The 15789-nt window shown below is 53.2% G+C and carries 13 protein-coding genes and 1 pseudogene; 7 read left to right on the top strand and 7 right to left on the bottom strand.

Translation table 11 applies throughout. The features are described 5' to 3' along the window. Positions 1 to 387: 387 nt before the first annotated feature. On the bottom strand, positions 388 to 2118 hold the full coding sequence (locus tag AAH450_RS17130; protein ID WP_342911297.1) for a glycerol-3-phosphate dehydrogenase/oxidase: 1731 nt from the start codon (positions 2116 to 2118) through the stop codon (positions 388 to 390). 332 nt (positions 2119 to 2450) lie between these two features. Here AAH450_RS17130 and AAH450_RS17135 point away from each other — a divergent pair, with 332 nt between their 5' ends. After that, complete coding sequence (locus AAH450_RS17135; protein ID WP_342911298.1) at positions 2451 to 3602, top strand: porin; 1152 nt, start codon at positions 2451 to 2453, stop codon at positions 3600 to 3602. 162 nt (positions 3603 to 3764) lie between these two features. Here the strand turns inward: AAH450_RS17135 and AAH450_RS17140 are convergent, their stop codons facing one another. Further along, positions 3765 to 4154: a tautomerase family protein gene (locus AAH450_RS17140; protein ID WP_342911299.1), complete on the bottom strand. Its 390-nt coding sequence runs from the start codon at positions 4152 to 4154 to the stop codon at positions 3765 to 3767. A 139-nt stretch (positions 4155 to 4293) separates the two neighbouring features. On the opposite strand from AAH450_RS17140, the gene AAH450_RS17145 reads away from it, so the two are divergent. Then, the gene (locus AAH450_RS17145; RefSeq protein WP_342911300.1) at positions 4294 to 5217 is read left to right on the top strand and encodes a LysR substrate-binding domain-containing protein; all 924 of its coding nucleotides are present in this window, start codon (positions 4294 to 4296) and stop codon (positions 5215 to 5217) included. A 155-nt stretch (positions 5218 to 5372) separates the two neighbouring features. Beyond that, positions 5373 to 5900, top strand: coding sequence for a G/U mismatch-specific DNA glycosylase (mug, locus tag AAH450_RS17150; RefSeq protein ID WP_342911301.1), 528 nt, complete (start codon positions 5373 to 5375; stop codon positions 5898 to 5900). 172 nt (positions 5901 to 6072) lie between these two features. Here mug and AAH450_RS17155 read toward each other — a convergent pair whose 3' ends face one another. Next, positions 6073 to 7575 carry an 8-oxoguanine deaminase gene (locus tag AAH450_RS17155; protein WP_342911302.1) on the bottom strand — a complete coding sequence of 501 codons (1503 nt, stop codon included), beginning with the start codon at positions 7573 to 7575 and terminating at the stop codon, positions 6073 to 6075. Between the two features lie 328 nt (positions 7576 to 7903). On the opposite strand from AAH450_RS17155, the pseudogene AAH450_RS21165 reads away from it, so the two are divergent. Further along, positions 7904 to 8071, top strand: a pseudogene (locus AAH450_RS21165) (IS3 family transposase); the annotation flags it as partial. A gap of 68 nt (positions 8072 to 8139) precedes the next feature. On the opposite strand, the gene rpoD reads toward AAH450_RS21165, so the two are convergent. From rpoD to rpsU, 3 genes are all read right to left on the bottom strand, one after another. Further along, positions 8140 to 9981, bottom strand: a complete 1842-nt coding sequence (gene rpoD / locus AAH450_RS17165; RefSeq protein ID WP_342911303.1) for an RNA polymerase sigma factor RpoD — start codon at positions 9979 to 9981, stop codon at positions 8140 to 8142. A gap of 252 nt (positions 9982 to 10233) precedes the next feature. Beyond that, complete coding sequence (gene dnaG / locus AAH450_RS17170; RefSeq protein WP_342911304.1) at positions 10234 to 11994, bottom strand: DNA primase; 1761 nt, start codon at positions 11992 to 11994, stop codon at positions 10234 to 10236. 112 nt (positions 11995 to 12106) lie between these two features. After that, positions 12107 to 12322, bottom strand: coding sequence for a 30S ribosomal protein S21 (rpsU, locus tag AAH450_RS17175; RefSeq protein WP_001144069.1), 216 nt, complete (start codon positions 12320 to 12322; stop codon positions 12107 to 12109). A gap of 303 nt (positions 12323 to 12625) precedes the next feature. Between rpsU and tsaD the strand changes: the two genes are divergently transcribed. Further along, complete coding sequence (tsaD, locus tag AAH450_RS17180) at positions 12626 to 13642, top strand: tRNA (adenosine(37)-N6)-threonylcarbamoyltransferase complex transferase subunit TsaD (RefSeq protein ID WP_342911305.1); 1017 nt, start codon at positions 12626 to 12628, stop codon at positions 13640 to 13642. Between the two features lie 93 nt (positions 13643 to 13735). Here tsaD and plsY read toward each other — a convergent pair whose 3' ends face one another. Next, entirely contained in the window at positions 13736 to 14350 is a 615-nt protein-coding gene (gene plsY, locus AAH450_RS17185; protein ID WP_342911306.1) for a glycerol-3-phosphate 1-O-acyltransferase PlsY, read from the bottom strand. A gap of 107 nt (positions 14351 to 14457) precedes the next feature. On the opposite strand from plsY, the gene folB reads away from it, so the two are divergent. Together folB and bacA are read left to right on the top strand one after the other, a co-directional pair. Next, the gene (folB, locus tag AAH450_RS17190; protein WP_342911307.1) at positions 14458 to 14817 is read left to right on the top strand and encodes a bifunctional dihydroneopterin aldolase/7,8-dihydroneopterin epimerase; all 360 of its coding nucleotides are present in this window, start codon (positions 14458 to 14460) and stop codon (positions 14815 to 14817) included. A gap of 143 nt (positions 14818 to 14960) precedes the next feature. Further along, positions 14961 to 15779 carry an undecaprenyl-diphosphate phosphatase gene (bacA, locus tag AAH450_RS17195; RefSeq protein WP_342911545.1) on the top strand — a complete coding sequence of 273 codons (819 nt, stop codon included), beginning with the start codon at positions 14961 to 14963 and terminating at the stop codon, positions 15777 to 15779. Positions 15780 to 15789: the final 10 nt, after the last annotated feature.

A 15789-nucleotide genomic window follows, 5' to 3' on the forward strand; every position in this document is an offset into this window, starting at 1 on the left:
GATCTGCGCGGAATAAGCCAATTTAGCGCAGCGAATTATCCCTGGCAATATTGGGGTGGCACAGAAAAATGTCACCGCATGGCCATTTCATTGCAGTCTGTTTACACTTTGTTTAACTTTGTATGAGTTGTACATCGAGGAAATTAACCTATTACAGCGGATTTGTTCGCCCGAAAGGACCTGGTATCAGGGAGAGCGTGCGCTCATGGCTGGGGAACTCTTTTTATTGTTAAGTAAAATTAATAGGGTGGTTCGCTGGCTGAACAGCTGGTCAGATGCAGGAATTCAGATTTAAGTCACACTATACTGCGGGTAACGTCAGGCCTTTTATCTCGCCGCCAGCCGTGGGCGGTTTTAAAGACGCGCCAGAGAGGGAGCGAGGCGAACTCAGGATGGCGTTAAAAGCCTGCCAAGCCCATGCCGGGCAGCCAGACGCGCAAGGGTTTCCGCAACATGCTGTTTCGCATACTGAGAAGACCAGCTACGCTCCTGCGCCAGCAGTGCAGCCACCTCTTCAACCAGCGGCAGGGTGAGCTGGCCGCTGACAGCAAGGTGCGTACGCCTGATCAGCAAATCCTCCAGAGTCTCTACCTGTTCATACCTGATAAGGAAGCGCAGCTCGTTCTGGCTCCACTCCGGGTGGGCCTGCAACAGCGTGTCGGGTTGCTGCTGCATAAAAGCCATTACTGCTTGTGCACGCGTACCGTAGCGGGAGAGTAACTGAGCAGTGCGCAGCGGTGACAGCGCATAGAGGCTGCTCTGCTGCTTTATCCACCCCTGCCTGCCTGCGGCACCCGGAAAATGACTGCCGCCGCCAATTGGCAGCTCCACGGTGCTCACTTTCCGTTTTTCCCCCAGCAGCTTCAGGACCCGGTCAGCGGCTTCTTCACCGAAACTGCGGAATGTGGTCCATTTGCCTCCAACCAGACAGAGCGTGGTGAAGTCCCGCCCGGCAAGAGGCGGCAGCAGGATTAGCGAGTGGTTACGGGATATCGTACCGTTGACAGTAGCTTCGCTGGCGGGCAACGGGCGCACGCCGCTGAAGGTATAAAGCACATCTTCCTTACTCACCTGCAAAGCGGGGAAAATAAAACGCAGGGAGTCCAGAATATAGTTCTGCTCCTCTTCTTCACACACCACATCCGGATTATCTACCCGTATATCGGTTGAACCAACCAGCACATTGCCGTACCACGGGAACATAATACAGACCCGCCCCTCCTGGTTTTCGTAATAGACCATTTCGCCATCCAGCATCTGCAACAGCGCCGGACTGCGAATAATCAGATGTGAGCCTTTGGTGCCGCCAATCAGTTTGTTGGGGGGCAGGGCGGGGCTTAACGTGCCGTTAAGCTGATCAATCCAGGCGCCGGTAGCGTTCACCACAACATGGGCCGCCAGGGTGAACGTTTCGCCGCTTTGGCGATCGCGCAGGGTGAGCTTTTCGCCGTCGCACTGCTCAAGGCTGAGATAATTCAGCGCCAGGGCATTGGGCGCCGCGCGTTCAGCATCCTCAATCAACTCAAAACCCAGGCGTTCCGGCGCGGCGATCCACGCATCATAATAGGCCGCGCTGTATTTCACCCACCTGGCAAACCCTGGCCAGCGCTGCTGCGTTTGCTGCTGATTATGCATCTGATGCCTGGGCATGGTGCCAAACTGGCGGGACCAGGTGTCGTAAAGTGTCAGTCCCGTTTTAACCACCAGGGCGCCGCGTCGGCTGGGCTGGTCTGAAAGCTGCAAAAAGCGTTTGCCGGCATTCAGCAGCCCGCCGGTCCGGCTGCCAATGGGCAGGGTAGTACGCAAAGGCGCAACGTAGTGTGGAGCATTTTTCAGCAGCCGATCCCGCTCCTGAACGGCCTCTTTAACCAGTCCAAACTCACCGGTTTCCAGATAACGTAATCCGCCATGGATCATACGTGAAAGTGCCCCGCTGGCTGCCTGGCACCAGTCATCTTTCTCCACCATCACGACCGGGACCCCCTGCAAAGCCAGCTCACGAAAGGTGCTGATACCGTTGATCCCTCCGCCAACAATCAGCACGGGCACGCGGGTAAGTTGGCGGAGCCGCGCCAGGCGCGCACTACGTCCTTCTGGCTTTCTGCTCTCTGATGTCATGCCTTCCTCCCGATCGACGAGCCTCTGTGAGGTATAGCCAGGCAAGGGGAGAACACCACTGTTGCGTTGCAAAAGTGTTAAGTGGAACGGCAGGGGCCTGCGGGGATAAAAACGTAAAACCAGCGGAGCCAGAGGCAGACAACAGGCATGACATAAATCAAATACCGCACAAAATGGCCATATTTGTGTGCATTTGCGTCAAAGGACATATTTTCTTAAGGATTATGTAAGAAAAACCGCACAAAAGGGTCATATAAATTTACGTTTTGACATGCTTCTCGGGCTACTATCTCACCCGGAAAATCTAAGACTATTCTTATCAGGGAATTATAATGTTAACAAAAATGCGCGTTTTAACTCAGGCCATTGGTCTGGGGCTGCTGGTGGGCAGTGCGTCGTTTGCCGCTCATGCTGAAATTACCGTTCTGAAAGCTGACCCTCAGGCTGGCGACCCGCTCAGCCGTCTGAACTTCACTGTTGGTGGCAGTATTCGTCCACAATTCAACAATCTGACAGGCGACGGGGATAAAGGTTCCTATAAGCGTAACGGTTTTGATGGCGGCACCCGCTTCCGTTTCCTGGCGGATTACTACCTGTTTGATGATGTAAGCTGGGTGGGTTACTACGAGCTGGGCGTGAATATTCCGGCCGTGCTCGGCTGGGACAACCACCATGCTGACGGCGCGAACAACACCAGCCGCCGTATGCTCTATACCGGCTTCCAGAGTAAAACCTGGGGTAAGCTGACGTTTGGTCAGCAAAACAGCGTTTATTACGATGTTGTTGGCGCAAAAACCGATATCTGGGACTACGATATGTTGGCGCAGGCACCGGGTAACGGCATCAACGGTGATTACGACGGCTCCTATCGTTCCCGTAAAATGCTGAAGTACAAAAACACCTTTGGCGATGCTGACGTCTATGCTTCTTACCTGTTTGAAGACAGCGAATATCTGCCGGGCAACGGCCTGCGCTACAAGCGTAACGGCGGCGGTTCGCTGGGCGTGGATTATCACCTGACCAAAGACCTCACCTGGGGCGCGGCCTGGAACTATACCCGTGCCGAGATACGCAACCCTGGTAACGATGATTCAAAAGCCTACGACCAGAACATCTATGGAACCTCCCTGAGCTGGAAACCAGACAACTGGACCTTCTCGGTCGGCGGCGGTTACTACGAGAACTTCCTGACCACCAAACGTGTAGACGTGGATAACTACTTCGCTGGAGATGCGTGGGGAGTCGAATATCTGGCCGGTTACACCATCCCGGTTGGGCAGTATGGCCTGAAAACCTTTATGCCATACGTTATGGGTGACCGTCTGGAGTACATCAGCGGTCGTGATTACCAGCGCATCGATAACGGTGTAGGCGTGACCTTCCAGCTGGATTACGGCTTCCGCGTCGATTACGAGCACGTGTTCACCTCCAGCACCGACAACCTGGGTGACATGAACCTGGTTCGTCTGCGTTACGACTTCTGATTTCCTGAACGCCGCAGGGAGCCATTTTCTCCTCACGGTTAAGCGAAACCAGCAACGCTCCGGCCTGCGCCGGAGCGTTTTTATTCAGCCAGTGCGCCTGCTTCCTGCCCTGAAAAAACGCTGCTTCATCACCATGCACATAAGCGTGCTAAGCCATCTCGGTTACAAATCGCCAGTCATATATTGCGCCACGCCGTTGCCAAAGCTCCAGTCACCTTTGCTGTTAGTGATAAAACTGATCATCACGTCGCTACCTGAAATACCGCAGCTCTCTTTCAGCTCCCGGCACAGCTCCGCCATAAAGAACTGTTTCTGCTCGTCGCTGCGTGGACTGGTGAACACCCGAACCATAACCAGGTTATCGGTACGCGTCAGCCCCAGGCCGGTATCTTCAAAAACCATCTGATAAGCTTTGTTTTCATGAACAATCTGGTAACGATCGCGTTGCGGAACCTTAAACGCAGTCAGCACCGCACGGTGAGCGGCATCCAGCAACGTTCTCATCTCTGATTCTGAACGACCCTGAATTACATCAAATTGCAGTAATGGCATATCTTTCCCCCTGATTTCAGTTAAATCCACAGAGAGAACAACAGACTATCTGCGGCTATGTTGGAAGCCACTTTACGGTGAATAAGCGGTGGGAAAAAGCGCTATACTTGAATTGATTATTTACTATAGTGAACAATAAATGAAAGAGGCAAAGCGTGACGCCCTGTGGGTACACCTGCATTGGTTGACGATACTGGCTGAGCAGGGGAGTTTTACCGGGGCAGCAGAAAGGCTTGAAGTCAGCAAAGCGGCCATGAGTCAGAAAATTAAGGAGCTGGAGCAGTTTGCCGGAGTGCCTCTGGTGACGCGTACCACGCGCAGCGTGCGGCTCACCAGCGCGGGGGAGAAGCTGGTAGAGGAGCTACGGCTGCCTTTCGCCCAAATCGAACAGAGCTTTTTCAGCGTGCGTGATTCCGCAGGCCCGCTGCGCGGCTTAATACGCGTTACGGCACCCGTAGCTTTTGCCCGTCAACAGCTGGTTCCCCATATCACCGCGTTTCTGCGTGAGCACCCGCAGGTTCGCGTGCAGTTAGAAGTCTCTGACCGGCTGGTTTCTCTGGCCAGTGAAGGCTTCGACCTGGCTATTCGTCACAGCGACACTTTGCCGGAAACGCACGTTGCGCTTCCGCTTTGCGCCACCCGCGCTCAGGTGGTGGCGTCGCCCGCTTATCTGGCTGAACACGGATTTCCGCAGACGCCGGAAGAACTCAGTGCTCATCAATGTCTTTATTATCCCCGAGGTACTGAAACGCCCCGCTGGACATTTACTGCGCTGCAAGAGGGGCAGGCAGCGGTAACGGTCAACGTTTCCGGCCCCTTTGCGACCAATAACAGCGAATCTATCCGCGATGCCGCGTTAGAAGGGCTGGGGATTGCGCTTTTGCCCGATTTCAGCGCGCGGTCTGCGCTGCGCGAGGGGCGACTGGTGGAAATATTGCCTGAATGGCAAACAACAGGGGCCTTTGCCACCACTTTGTATGTGGTGCGCCCCTGGTCTGCTCAGGTACCCCGAGCCGTCAGCACTTTTATCCACTGGCTACGTCAGGCTTTTCAGCAGAACTGAGCGGCTTTCTTTGCATAACGGGATTTATTTTCCATAATAATCCCCGTCATGCCTCCACCTCACGGATGCTCCCCGCTACGCTGTCGACACAGAGGGGAGTTGAGGGCGGGCTATTTCATACTGGCTGACCAGCCGTAACTGAACAAGGAGCAAACGTGAGCGAGACCGATGAACATACGATAACGGATATCCTGGCACCGGGATTGCGCGTGGTTTTTTGTGGCATCAATCCCGGTAAATCCTCTGCCCATACCGGCTTCCATTTTGCCCATAAAGGGAACCGCTTCTGGAAAACGATCTGGCTGGCGGGCTTTACGACCCACCAGCTGAAGCCGGAACAGGAACAGCAGCTGCTGGATACCGGCTGCGGTATTACCATGCTGGTGGAGCGTCCCACCAGGGAAGCCACTGAGCTGTCGCGTGACGAATTGCGTGAAGGGGGCAGGACGCTGATTGAGAAAATTCAGATCTACCAGCCCTATGCTTTAGCGGTGCTGGGTAAACAGGCATGGAAGCAGGCGGCCAGAGTCAGCAAGGTGGAGTGGGGCAAACAGCCGCATACCATCGGCGAAACGGAAGTGTGGGTATTGCCCAACCCCAGCGGGCTGAACCGCGCTTCTCAGGATAAGCTGACGGCTGCATATCGTGAGCTGGATGTGGCGCTGGCTGCGCGAGGCCGCTAACTCGATGCTGTCTGGCCGTCAGGCTGCATATTATTGTGTGTTAAAGTACCCCTGCTCGTTAAACTTTAGTGCCTTGCGTTGATGCTACTCGCAGCAATGGCCCTGGTGAAGCAGTCTGCTGGAGCAGGAGTTTCCCTGGCGTCTTTATCTGCGGTGCGCAGCTTCAGAGGGATTAGCCTTCCACCAGTTGATGAGCCAGGCGATTGTGTTTCTCAACGATCACCGGTACATCTACGGTAGTCACCTTACCGTTATCCACCACCACGCGACCATTGATGATGTTGTAAGCAACCTTACCTGGGTTACAGAACACCAGTGCGGAAACCGGATCGTGTTGCGCGCCAGCAAGACCAACGCCTTCCAGGTTAAACACCGCAATATCCGCCATCATGCCCGGTGCCAGCGCACCAATGTCGTCTCGATTGAGGTTTTTCGCACCGCCAAGGGTGGCGATTTCCAGCGCTTCACGTGCGGTCAACGCTTCCGGGCCGAAACCCACTCGTTGCAGCAGCAGAGCCTGACGCACTTCGCCAATCATATCGGAGCTGTCGTTAGAGGCAGAACCGTCCACGCCCAGACCCACGTGCATGCCAGCATCCAGCATAGGGCGCACTGGCGCGATACCCGAACCCAAGCGCATGTTGGAGCAAGGGCAGTGAGCAACACCAGTACCGGTGCGGGCAAACAGCTTCATGCCGTAATCATCAAGCTTCACACAGTGCGCATGCCATACGTCGTGACCGACCCACTCCAGATCTTCCACATACTGTGCCGGCGTTTTGTTAAAAGTCTTTTTGCTGTATTCGATATCGCTGACGTTTTCCGCCAGGTGCGTATGCAGGGAAACACCGTGTGCACGGGCAAGCTTCGCGGAATCACGCATCAGCCCTTCGCTGACCGAGAACGGTGAGCAAGGCGCAACCACTATGCGGATCATCGCGCCGCGTTCAGCGTCGTGGAACTGCTCAATCACGCGCTGAGTATCTTTGAGGATGAACTTCTCATCTTCAACGATAGAATCCGGCGGCAGGCCTCCCTGCTTTTTGCCCACGCTCATACTGCCGCGACAGGCATGAAAACGCATTCCCATCTCCTGCGCCGCTTCAATACTGTGATCGAGCTTGATGCCGTTCGGGTACACATACTGGTGATCGCTGGAAGTGGTACAGCCTGAAAGCATCAGCTCTGCCATTGCGGTTTTGGTCGCGATTTTCATCATTTCCGGGGTCAGTTTTTCCCAGACAGGATACAGTGCGGTCAGCCAGGTAAAAAGTTCTCCGTCCTGAGCAGCAGGTACTACGCGAGTCAGGCTCTGATACATATGGTGGTGAGTGTTAATCAGACCTGGAATAACGATATGACCTCTCAGCTCGATAACTCTGTCTGCCGTTTGCGGCACTTCGCTTTCCGAACCGACGGCAACTATCGTATTGCCTTTGATAAAGACGCAGCCGTTTTTTATTTCGCGCTTGTCTTTATCCATGGTCACGACCATATTTGCGTTTTTCAGCAGCAGCGTCTGACTCTGAGACGCAACAGAACCTGCCGCCTTATCGCCATTAAGGGAATAGAAAAGTTTCTCTTTTGCTGTCGTCGGCAATGTAGCTAATAATGGGGCCAGAAAAGGTGTTTTAACTAATAAGCGACGTAGCTGATCCGGTTGTTTATCCATCATGACTGCTCCTTGTTTTAAATAAACTGACCAACTGATTTTTAATGATCCCTGTCAGATGCAGATCTGAGTATACCTAATAATGGAAACTGTCTGTCCGAAATATTAATGAAGGCAGTGAGTCGTGAACCAAAACGTTTATTTCTGACTGTTGGTACAGTGCCTGGATGCAACAGATCTGCAACAGGCTGGGCCAGAAGATACCCTGTTGTTGCACTGGAATCAGGTCTGGCTGTACCGGATGGCAAACTATCAGGTAAAGTTAAAGGTACAGGGAGTGGGATAAAGTATGTCGCGCAAAGGAAACGGCGTGGATAAGGCGGTGAAGGAGAACTTATTTAGTACGCAGAAATCGGAATGTTTTTACCTGACTCAGTTCAGCAGTATCAACGAAATGAACAAGGCGACAGAGGACTCTGTCCATAACAACAATAACGAACGGATCAGACTGAAATTAAAAGGCCTGAGTTCGGCAGAATACCAAACCCAGGCCCTTAAACCGCTTAACATGAATTGCCCAATTTTTGGCAGGCAGTTCAGGCGGTGCTTTTTAGCTGCTCAGAACGATTAATCGTCCAGGAAGCTACGCAGTACTTCAGAGCGGCTTGGATGGCGAAGTTTACGCAGCGCCTTCGCTTCAATCTGACGGATACGTTCACGCGTCACGTCAAACTGTTTGCCCACTTCTTCCAGCGTATGGTCGGTATTCATATCAATACCAAAGCGCATACGCAGCACTTTCGCTTCACGAGCGGTCAGGCCAGCCAGCACGTCGTGCGTGGCAGAACGCAGGCTCTCAGAAGTGGCAGAGTCCAGCGGCAGCTCCAGCGTGGTGTCTTCGATAAAATCACCCAGATGCGAATCTTCATCATCACCAATCGGCGTCTCCATGGAGATCGGCTCTTTAGCGATTTTCAGCACCTTACGGATCTTATCTTCCGGCATCAGCATGCGCTCGGCCAGCTCTTCCGGTGTCGGCTCGCGGCCCATTTCCTGTAGCATCTGACGAGAGATACGGTTGAGCTTGTTAATGGTCTCAATCATATGCACCGGAATACGAATGGTGCGCGCCTGGTCAGCAATGGAACGGGTAATCGCCTGACGGATCCACCAGGTGGCATAAGTTGAGAACTTATAACCACGGCGATATTCAAACTTATCAACCGCTTTCATCAGACCGATGTTACCTTCCTGAATCAGGTCCAGGAACTGCAAGCCACGGTTGGTGTACTTTTTGGCAATGGAGATAACCAGACGCAAGTTTGCTTCAACCATCTCTTTCTTCGCACGGCGAGCCTTGGCTTCACCGATAGACATACGACGGTTGATGTCCTTAACCTGCTCAATTGTCAGGCCGGTCTCTTCTTCAATCTGGCCAAGCTTCATCAGACTACGCTGCACATCTTCAGCGACATCTTTCAGTTTTTCAGACCAGGGCTTGTTCATCGCCAGAGCTGCTTTAAACCAGGTTTCGCTGGTTTCATTGCCGGTAAACAGGGTGATGAAGTTTTTCTTCGGCATCTTACAGATTTCAACACAGAGCTTCATGATCAGGCGTTCTTGCGTACGAACGCGGTCCATCATGGTGCGCATGTTGTTTACCAGGAAATCGAATTGCTTCGGCACCAGGCGGAACTGTTTGAATACGTCAGAAAGATTCTGAATTTCGGCAACGGCATCGGCGTGACTGCGGCCTTTCGCTTTGATAACGGTACGCGCTTTCTCGTACTGAACGCGAAGGTCGTTAAACTTCTCGCGCGCCAGTTCCGGATCAATGCTGTTGTCATCGTCAGCAGTGTCGTCATCTTCTTCATCTTCATCTTCGTCGTCATTGCGCTCTTCTTCAGAAAGCTCAGACCCTACGTGTGTTGCTGTAGGGGCGATATCTGCTTCAGCGTTAGGATCGACAAAGCCGGTGATCATATCAGAGAGGCGAGCTTCGCCTGCTTCAACGCGATCGTACTGCTCCAGCAAATAGGTAATCGCTTCCGGATATTCAGCAACGGAACACTGAACCTGGTTGATACCGTCTTCGATGCGTTTAGCGATGTCGATTTCGCCTTCGCGCGTCAGCAGTTCAACGGTACCCATTTCACGCATGTACATGCGAACCGGGTCAGTAGTACGTCCGATTTCAGATTCAACGCTGGATAACACTTGAGCAGCCGCTTCGGCAGCATCTTCGTCCGTGTCGCTGCTGTTTTCGTTCAGCATCAGATCGTCGGCATCAGGCGCTTCTTCCACAACCTGTATGCCCATATCGTTGATCATCTGAATGATGTCTTCGATCTGATCGGAGTCGACGATATCTTCCGGCAGATGGTCATTGACCTCGGCATAGGTCAGATAGCCTTGCTCTTTACCACGGGTGACAAGAAGCTTAAGCTGTGACTGCGGGTTTTGCTCCATAAGACGGTATCCACACTTCTGTTAAATTAGATTGGTGTCGGTCAGCTATGCATGATGCCAACAATAACAGTGAGGGCGTTGGATTTTTGCCGCTGCCCATCGAAGCGGCTGCCAGGCTCGACCTGGCGCATATTCGGCACTTAAGCCGCTAGAATTTTTGTTTGACGCTATCTTGCTTGTCATTTTGAACGCTGGCAGCGTCCAGACTGACCTGGCGATATACGCTTTTAAATGTATTAAAGGCTACAGATATCAGCTGGTTGAGCCGGGTTTTTTAGCGAACTCCTGGTTTAAATACCAGTATTCCCGGCGCTCATTTGCATCCAGCCCATGCGTCCTTTCTCTGGCAATTAAGAATTCTAAGCGGCGTTCCAGCGCCGCGTCATACATGCTGGCCAGCGAGTCCTTAAACATGGTTTCCACTTCATCTTCTACGATCATGTGGTTCCAGGTGGCCAGAGTTTCAAGGCTCTGGCTAAATTTTGTTCCACGGTATAACTCTAGTAGCTGTCCGGTGGTCAGGCCAGGATGAGCAACGCAAGTGCTCACTAACTCAACAAATAGCGGAAAACCCGCCAGCTCTGACGCCTGTAACCCTTCAAGTGGCGGAACCATTGCCGCCAGCGACGGATTCTGTATCAGTAACCCAATCAGTATACGCATGGTGGTGCGTTTAAGCTGCGGCTGCTGCGGCGGTTTCGCGTTCTCGCTCTGCTTAGGCATCAGCTTATCCAGCTGAGTATCATCCAGAATGCCCAGCTTGCTGCCCAGCGTCTGCCGCAAATAGATGCGTAACGTTTCACCGGGAACCTGACTGATCAGCGGCAATGCCAGCGTACTAAGCTGAGCGCGACCATCCGGTGAACGCAAATCCACCTGCGGCAGCAGCGTATCAAACAGGAAAGCGGAGAGCGGCATAGCCTGCTCCATCCTGGCTTCAAAAGCCTCTTTCCCCTCTTTACGCACCAGCGTATCCGGATCTTCGCCATCCGGCAGGAACATAAAGCGTAGTTGACGACCGTCATTCATGTAAGGCAATGCGGTTTCCAGCGCCCGCCATGCTGCTTCCCGGCCCGCTCTGTCGCCGTCGTAGCAACATATAACGTTATCGGTCGTGCGGAAAAGAAGTTGAATATGCTCAGGCGTGGTAGAGGTTCCCAACGACGCAACGGCATAATCGATGCCAAACTGCGCCAGCGCCACCACGTCCATATAGCCTTCTACCACCAGCAGCTTCGCCGGTTCAGGATGCTTTTTTTGCGCTTCATAGAGGCCATACAACTGCCGGCCCTTATGAAAAATATCCGTTTCCGGCGAGTTAAGGTATTTCGGCACTCCATCGCCAAGCACGCGACCGCCAAATCCTATCACCCGCCCGCGCTTGTCGTGGATCGGGAACATCACCCGTTCGCGGAAGCGGTCGTAACTGCGGCCCTGGTCATTAGTGACCAGCATACCCGCATCGATCAATGCCTGACGATCGTCCTGATTGCGACCAAATCGCTTCAGGGCGTTATCCCAGCCGGCGGGCGCGAAGCCAATAGAGAAATGCTTGATGACATCGTCACTCAGACCACGATTAGCGAGGTATTCGCGCGCGCCTGATGCCTGACTCTGAGAAAGCGACTGCTGATAAAACTCGTTCAGGCCGCCCATCAATTGATAGAGACTCTGGCGCTGATGGCGCTCAAGCTGGCTGGGGCCAGTGCCGCTTTCATAGGGCACTTCAAGGCCGTAAAGCGTAGCCAGCTCCTCAATGCTCTCCACAAATTCCAGACGATCGTAATTCATCAGGAAGTCGACAGCATTGCCGTGAGCGCCACAGCCGAAGCAGTGGTAAAACTGTTTTTCACCGTTCACGGTGAAAGAGGGGGTTTTTTCGTTATGGAAAGGACAGCACGCGTGATAATTCTTGCCCTGCTTCTTTAACTTTACGCGCGCATCGATAAGATCCACGATGTCCGTGCGTGCCAGCAAGTCATTGATAAATACACGTGGAATTCGTCCAGCCATAAGCCCCGGTTTATCAGCTCATAAACGAGAACAAGCCGCGCATTCCTTCCGGAAAGCACGGCCTTCTTAACTACTTACTTATCTGTATTGCGTGAGGGCGAACCCTCAAAGATTAGTACAGACGAGTACGGCGTGCGTTTTCGCGAGCCAATTTCTTCGCGTGGCGTTTAACAGCAGACGCTTTAGCGCGCTTACGTTCGGTAGTCGGTTTTTCATAAAACTCACGACGACGAACTTCAGCCAGAACGCCTGCTTTCTCGCAAGAACGCTTGAAGCGACGCAGTGCTACGTCAAAGGGCTCGTTTTCACGTACTTTAATTACCGGCATGTAACTCTCACCTCGATAAATTCGGTTTTGTTGCTGACGTCGGTGCCAGCTTGTTTCAAAATGGTGCGGAATTTTACTCCAACACAGGCCGCGTTGTAAAGCACCATAGCATAATGTCACCAACAGATGCGCCTGTGCCACTGCCGGTTTTTTTCAGGCGAAGGAGTATACATCAATGCAGGTGCGGGCGCGAAAATATTTTCCTCTGCATTATCAGGCAGTCAGGCTTTAAAGTGCAAAATTGGCGGCTCCAGCCTGGCCTTCATGCTACACTGCGCGCCGCAAGAATGAGGTAAAAAAGTCATGCGTGTACTCGGAATTGAAACATCCTGCGATGAAACGGGGATCGCCATTTACGATGAGGCGGCCGGTTTACTCGCCAATCAACTTTACAGCCAGGTTAAACTGCACGCCGATTACGGCGGCGTAGTGCCGGAACTGGCGTCGCGCGATCACGTGCGCAAAACGGTGCCGCTTATTCAGGCTGCTCTGCAAGAGGCGGGATTACAGGCGCAGGATATTGATGCGGTTGCCTATACCGCAGGGCCGGGCCTGGTCGGTGCATTACTGGTCGGCGCCACTATTGGTCGCTCTCTGGCCTTTGCCTGGGATGTGCCGGCTATCCCGGTACACCATATGGAAGGGCACCTGCTGGCACCGATGCTGGAAGAGAACCCGCCGAACTTTCCTTTTGTGGCGCTGCTGGTCTCTGGCGGCCACACCCAGCTTATCAGCGTAACGGGTATCGGCGAATACAGCCTGCTGGGCGAGTCCGTTGATGACGCGGCTGGAGAGGCGTTCGATAAAACGGCGAAGCTGCTGGGGCTGGATTATCCAGGTGGCCCGCTGCTCTCTAAGATGGCGCAGGCTGGAACAGAAAAGCGTTTTGTCTTCCCGCGTCCGATGACCGACCGTCCGGGACTCGATTTCAGCTTTTCCGGCTTAAAGACGTTTGCAGCTAATACCATCCGTGAAAACAGCGATGATGCTCAGACCCGCGCCGATATTGCCCGCGCGTTTGAGGATGCGGTGGTTGATACGCTGGCGATCAAATGCAAACGCGCGCTGGAGCAGACCGGCTTTAAACGGCTGGTGATTGCTGGCGGCGTCAGTGCTAACCGGACGTTACGCAGCAAAATGGCTGAGGTCATGAAAGCGCGCGGGGGCGAAGTCTTTTATGCGCGACCTGAGTTCTGCACCGATAATGGGGCAATGATCGCCTATGCCGGGTTGGTTCGTCTGCGGGGCGGTGCTCATGCGGAACTGAGCGTCACGGTGCGCCCACGCTGGCCATTGGCTGAATTGCCAGCTATTGCTTAGCCTGTAAACAGAGCTTCCTGCTAAGCGCCTGATGAATCCTCATCGGGCGTTTTTTATTTACGGCATCATCTGCTTGTTCCTGCCTGCGGCAGCTCACTCAACTGGCCGTTTTTCTTTCTTCTTCTTCTTCCAGATCTTTGTTTCCTGCCCACGCCATAAACGTTGAATATTGTCATGGTGGCGCAGCAGGACCAGGCAAGAGAGCATCGCGACAGGGAAGGTTAACTGGGGTTTAAACCACCAGACGTAGAAAGGCGCAATCAGGGCGCTGATAATGGCACCCAGCGAGGAGTAGCCGCTCAGCAGCACGGTGAGAAGCCATGTCCCGGTCATTAACCCGGTTAAATCCCAGCCGATAGGCGCAATGGCACCAAAAGCGGTCGCCACGCCTTTGCCTCCCTTGAAATGGAAAAAGAGAGGATAGATGTGGCCCAGGCAGGCGGCAATGGCGATAAGGCCCAGGTAAAGCGGAGAGACGCCATAGTGGTAAGCCAGCCAGACCGGCAGCATGCCTTTAAGAACGTCAAATACCAGCACCAGAACCGCAGGGATTTTTCCGCCAATGCGCAATACGTTGGTGGCGCCAGGGTTTCCTGAGCCATTGAGGCGAGGATCGGGCAATCTGAACAGACGGCAAACCAGGATCGCGCTGGAAATGGAGCCGCACAGATACGCGAAAAGAATCATACCAAGCGCGAATACACTCATAACACCGTTCCATCCCTTAGGGGTCGTTTTGTTCTCATCATCTGTGGATAATACGCATAATCCGCCGGAAGTGGTATCCGGCAACCACAAAAACAGAGACCAGCATCATGGATATCGTATTTATAGAACAACTGTCGGTGATCACTACCATTGGTGTTTACGAGTGGGAACAAACGATTCAGCAGAAGCTGGTGTTCGATGTCGAAATGGCCTGGGACAATCGCCAGGCGGCAGCCAGTGATGATGTCAGTGACTGCCTGAGCTATGCCGATGTCTCTGAGGCCATCATTAATCATGTAGCGGGGGGCAAATTTGCCCTGGTTGAACGGGTGGCTGAAGAAGTCGCCTCACTGCTGCTGGCGCGTTTCAACTCACCCTGGGTGCGCATAAAGCTCAGCAAGCCAGGCGCAGTGGCGCAGGCGGCTCAGGTTGGCGTTATCATTGAACGCGGGACTAATCCGAAATAAATTCAATGTGATTGCCATCACGACGAAACCAAACCACATTATGCTCTGTCTTAAGGTTGGCCTGATATTTGTCAGGCACAATTTGGCGGGTGCGTGAAGCAGCCGCCTTTTTACTGGATTTAAAACGGATAGGGGTAGATTTGATGGCAGATATTCATCAGCTATGGGTGGCAGCAATACTTGGCATTGTTGAAGGGTTAACAGAGTTTCTCCCTGTTTCTTCCACCGGGCACATGATCATTGTCGGTCATCTGTTGGGATTTGAGGGCGATAAGGCAGAAACGTTTGAAGTGGTTATCCAGCTTGGCTCGATCTTAGCTGTGGTAGTGATGTTCTGGCGTCGCCTGTTCGGTCTGATTGGCATCCATTTTGGCAAAGTCCCGCACGAAGGCACAGGTAAAGGCCACCTTTCACTGATCCATATCCTGCTGGGTATGGTACCGGCTGTGGTGGTTGGTCTGATTTTTCACGACCAAATCAAACAATTATTTAATCCCATCAATGTCATGTATGCGCTGGTCGTCGGCGGCGTCCTGCTGCTGGCGGCAGAGTACCTGAAGCCTAAAGTGCCGAAAGCGGTAGGCATTGATGACATGACTTATCGTCAGGCGTTTATCATCGGTTGCTTCCAGTGTCTGGCGCTGTGGCCGGGCTTCTCCCGCTCTGGTGCCACTATTTCTGGCGGTATGCTGATGGGCGTAAGCCGTTACGCGGCGGCTGAGTTCTCCTTCGTCCTGGCGGTGCCAATGATGATGGGCGCAACGGTGCTGGATCTCTATAAAAGCTACGGCTTCCTGACCATGGCCGATTTCCCGATGTTTGCCACAGGTTTCCTGGTGGCCTTTATCGTGGCGCTGATCGCCATTAAAGTCTTCCTGAAGCTTATCCAGCGCATCTCCTTTGTGCCTTTCGCTATCTATCGCTTTATTGTGGCGGCAGTGGTGTACATGATTTTTGTCTGATTAAACGCTT

The organism is Erwinia magellanica, from assembly GCF_039023495.1.
In the GTDB taxonomy this organism is placed as follows: domain Bacteria; phylum Pseudomonadota; class Gammaproteobacteria; order Enterobacterales; family Enterobacteriaceae; genus Erwinia.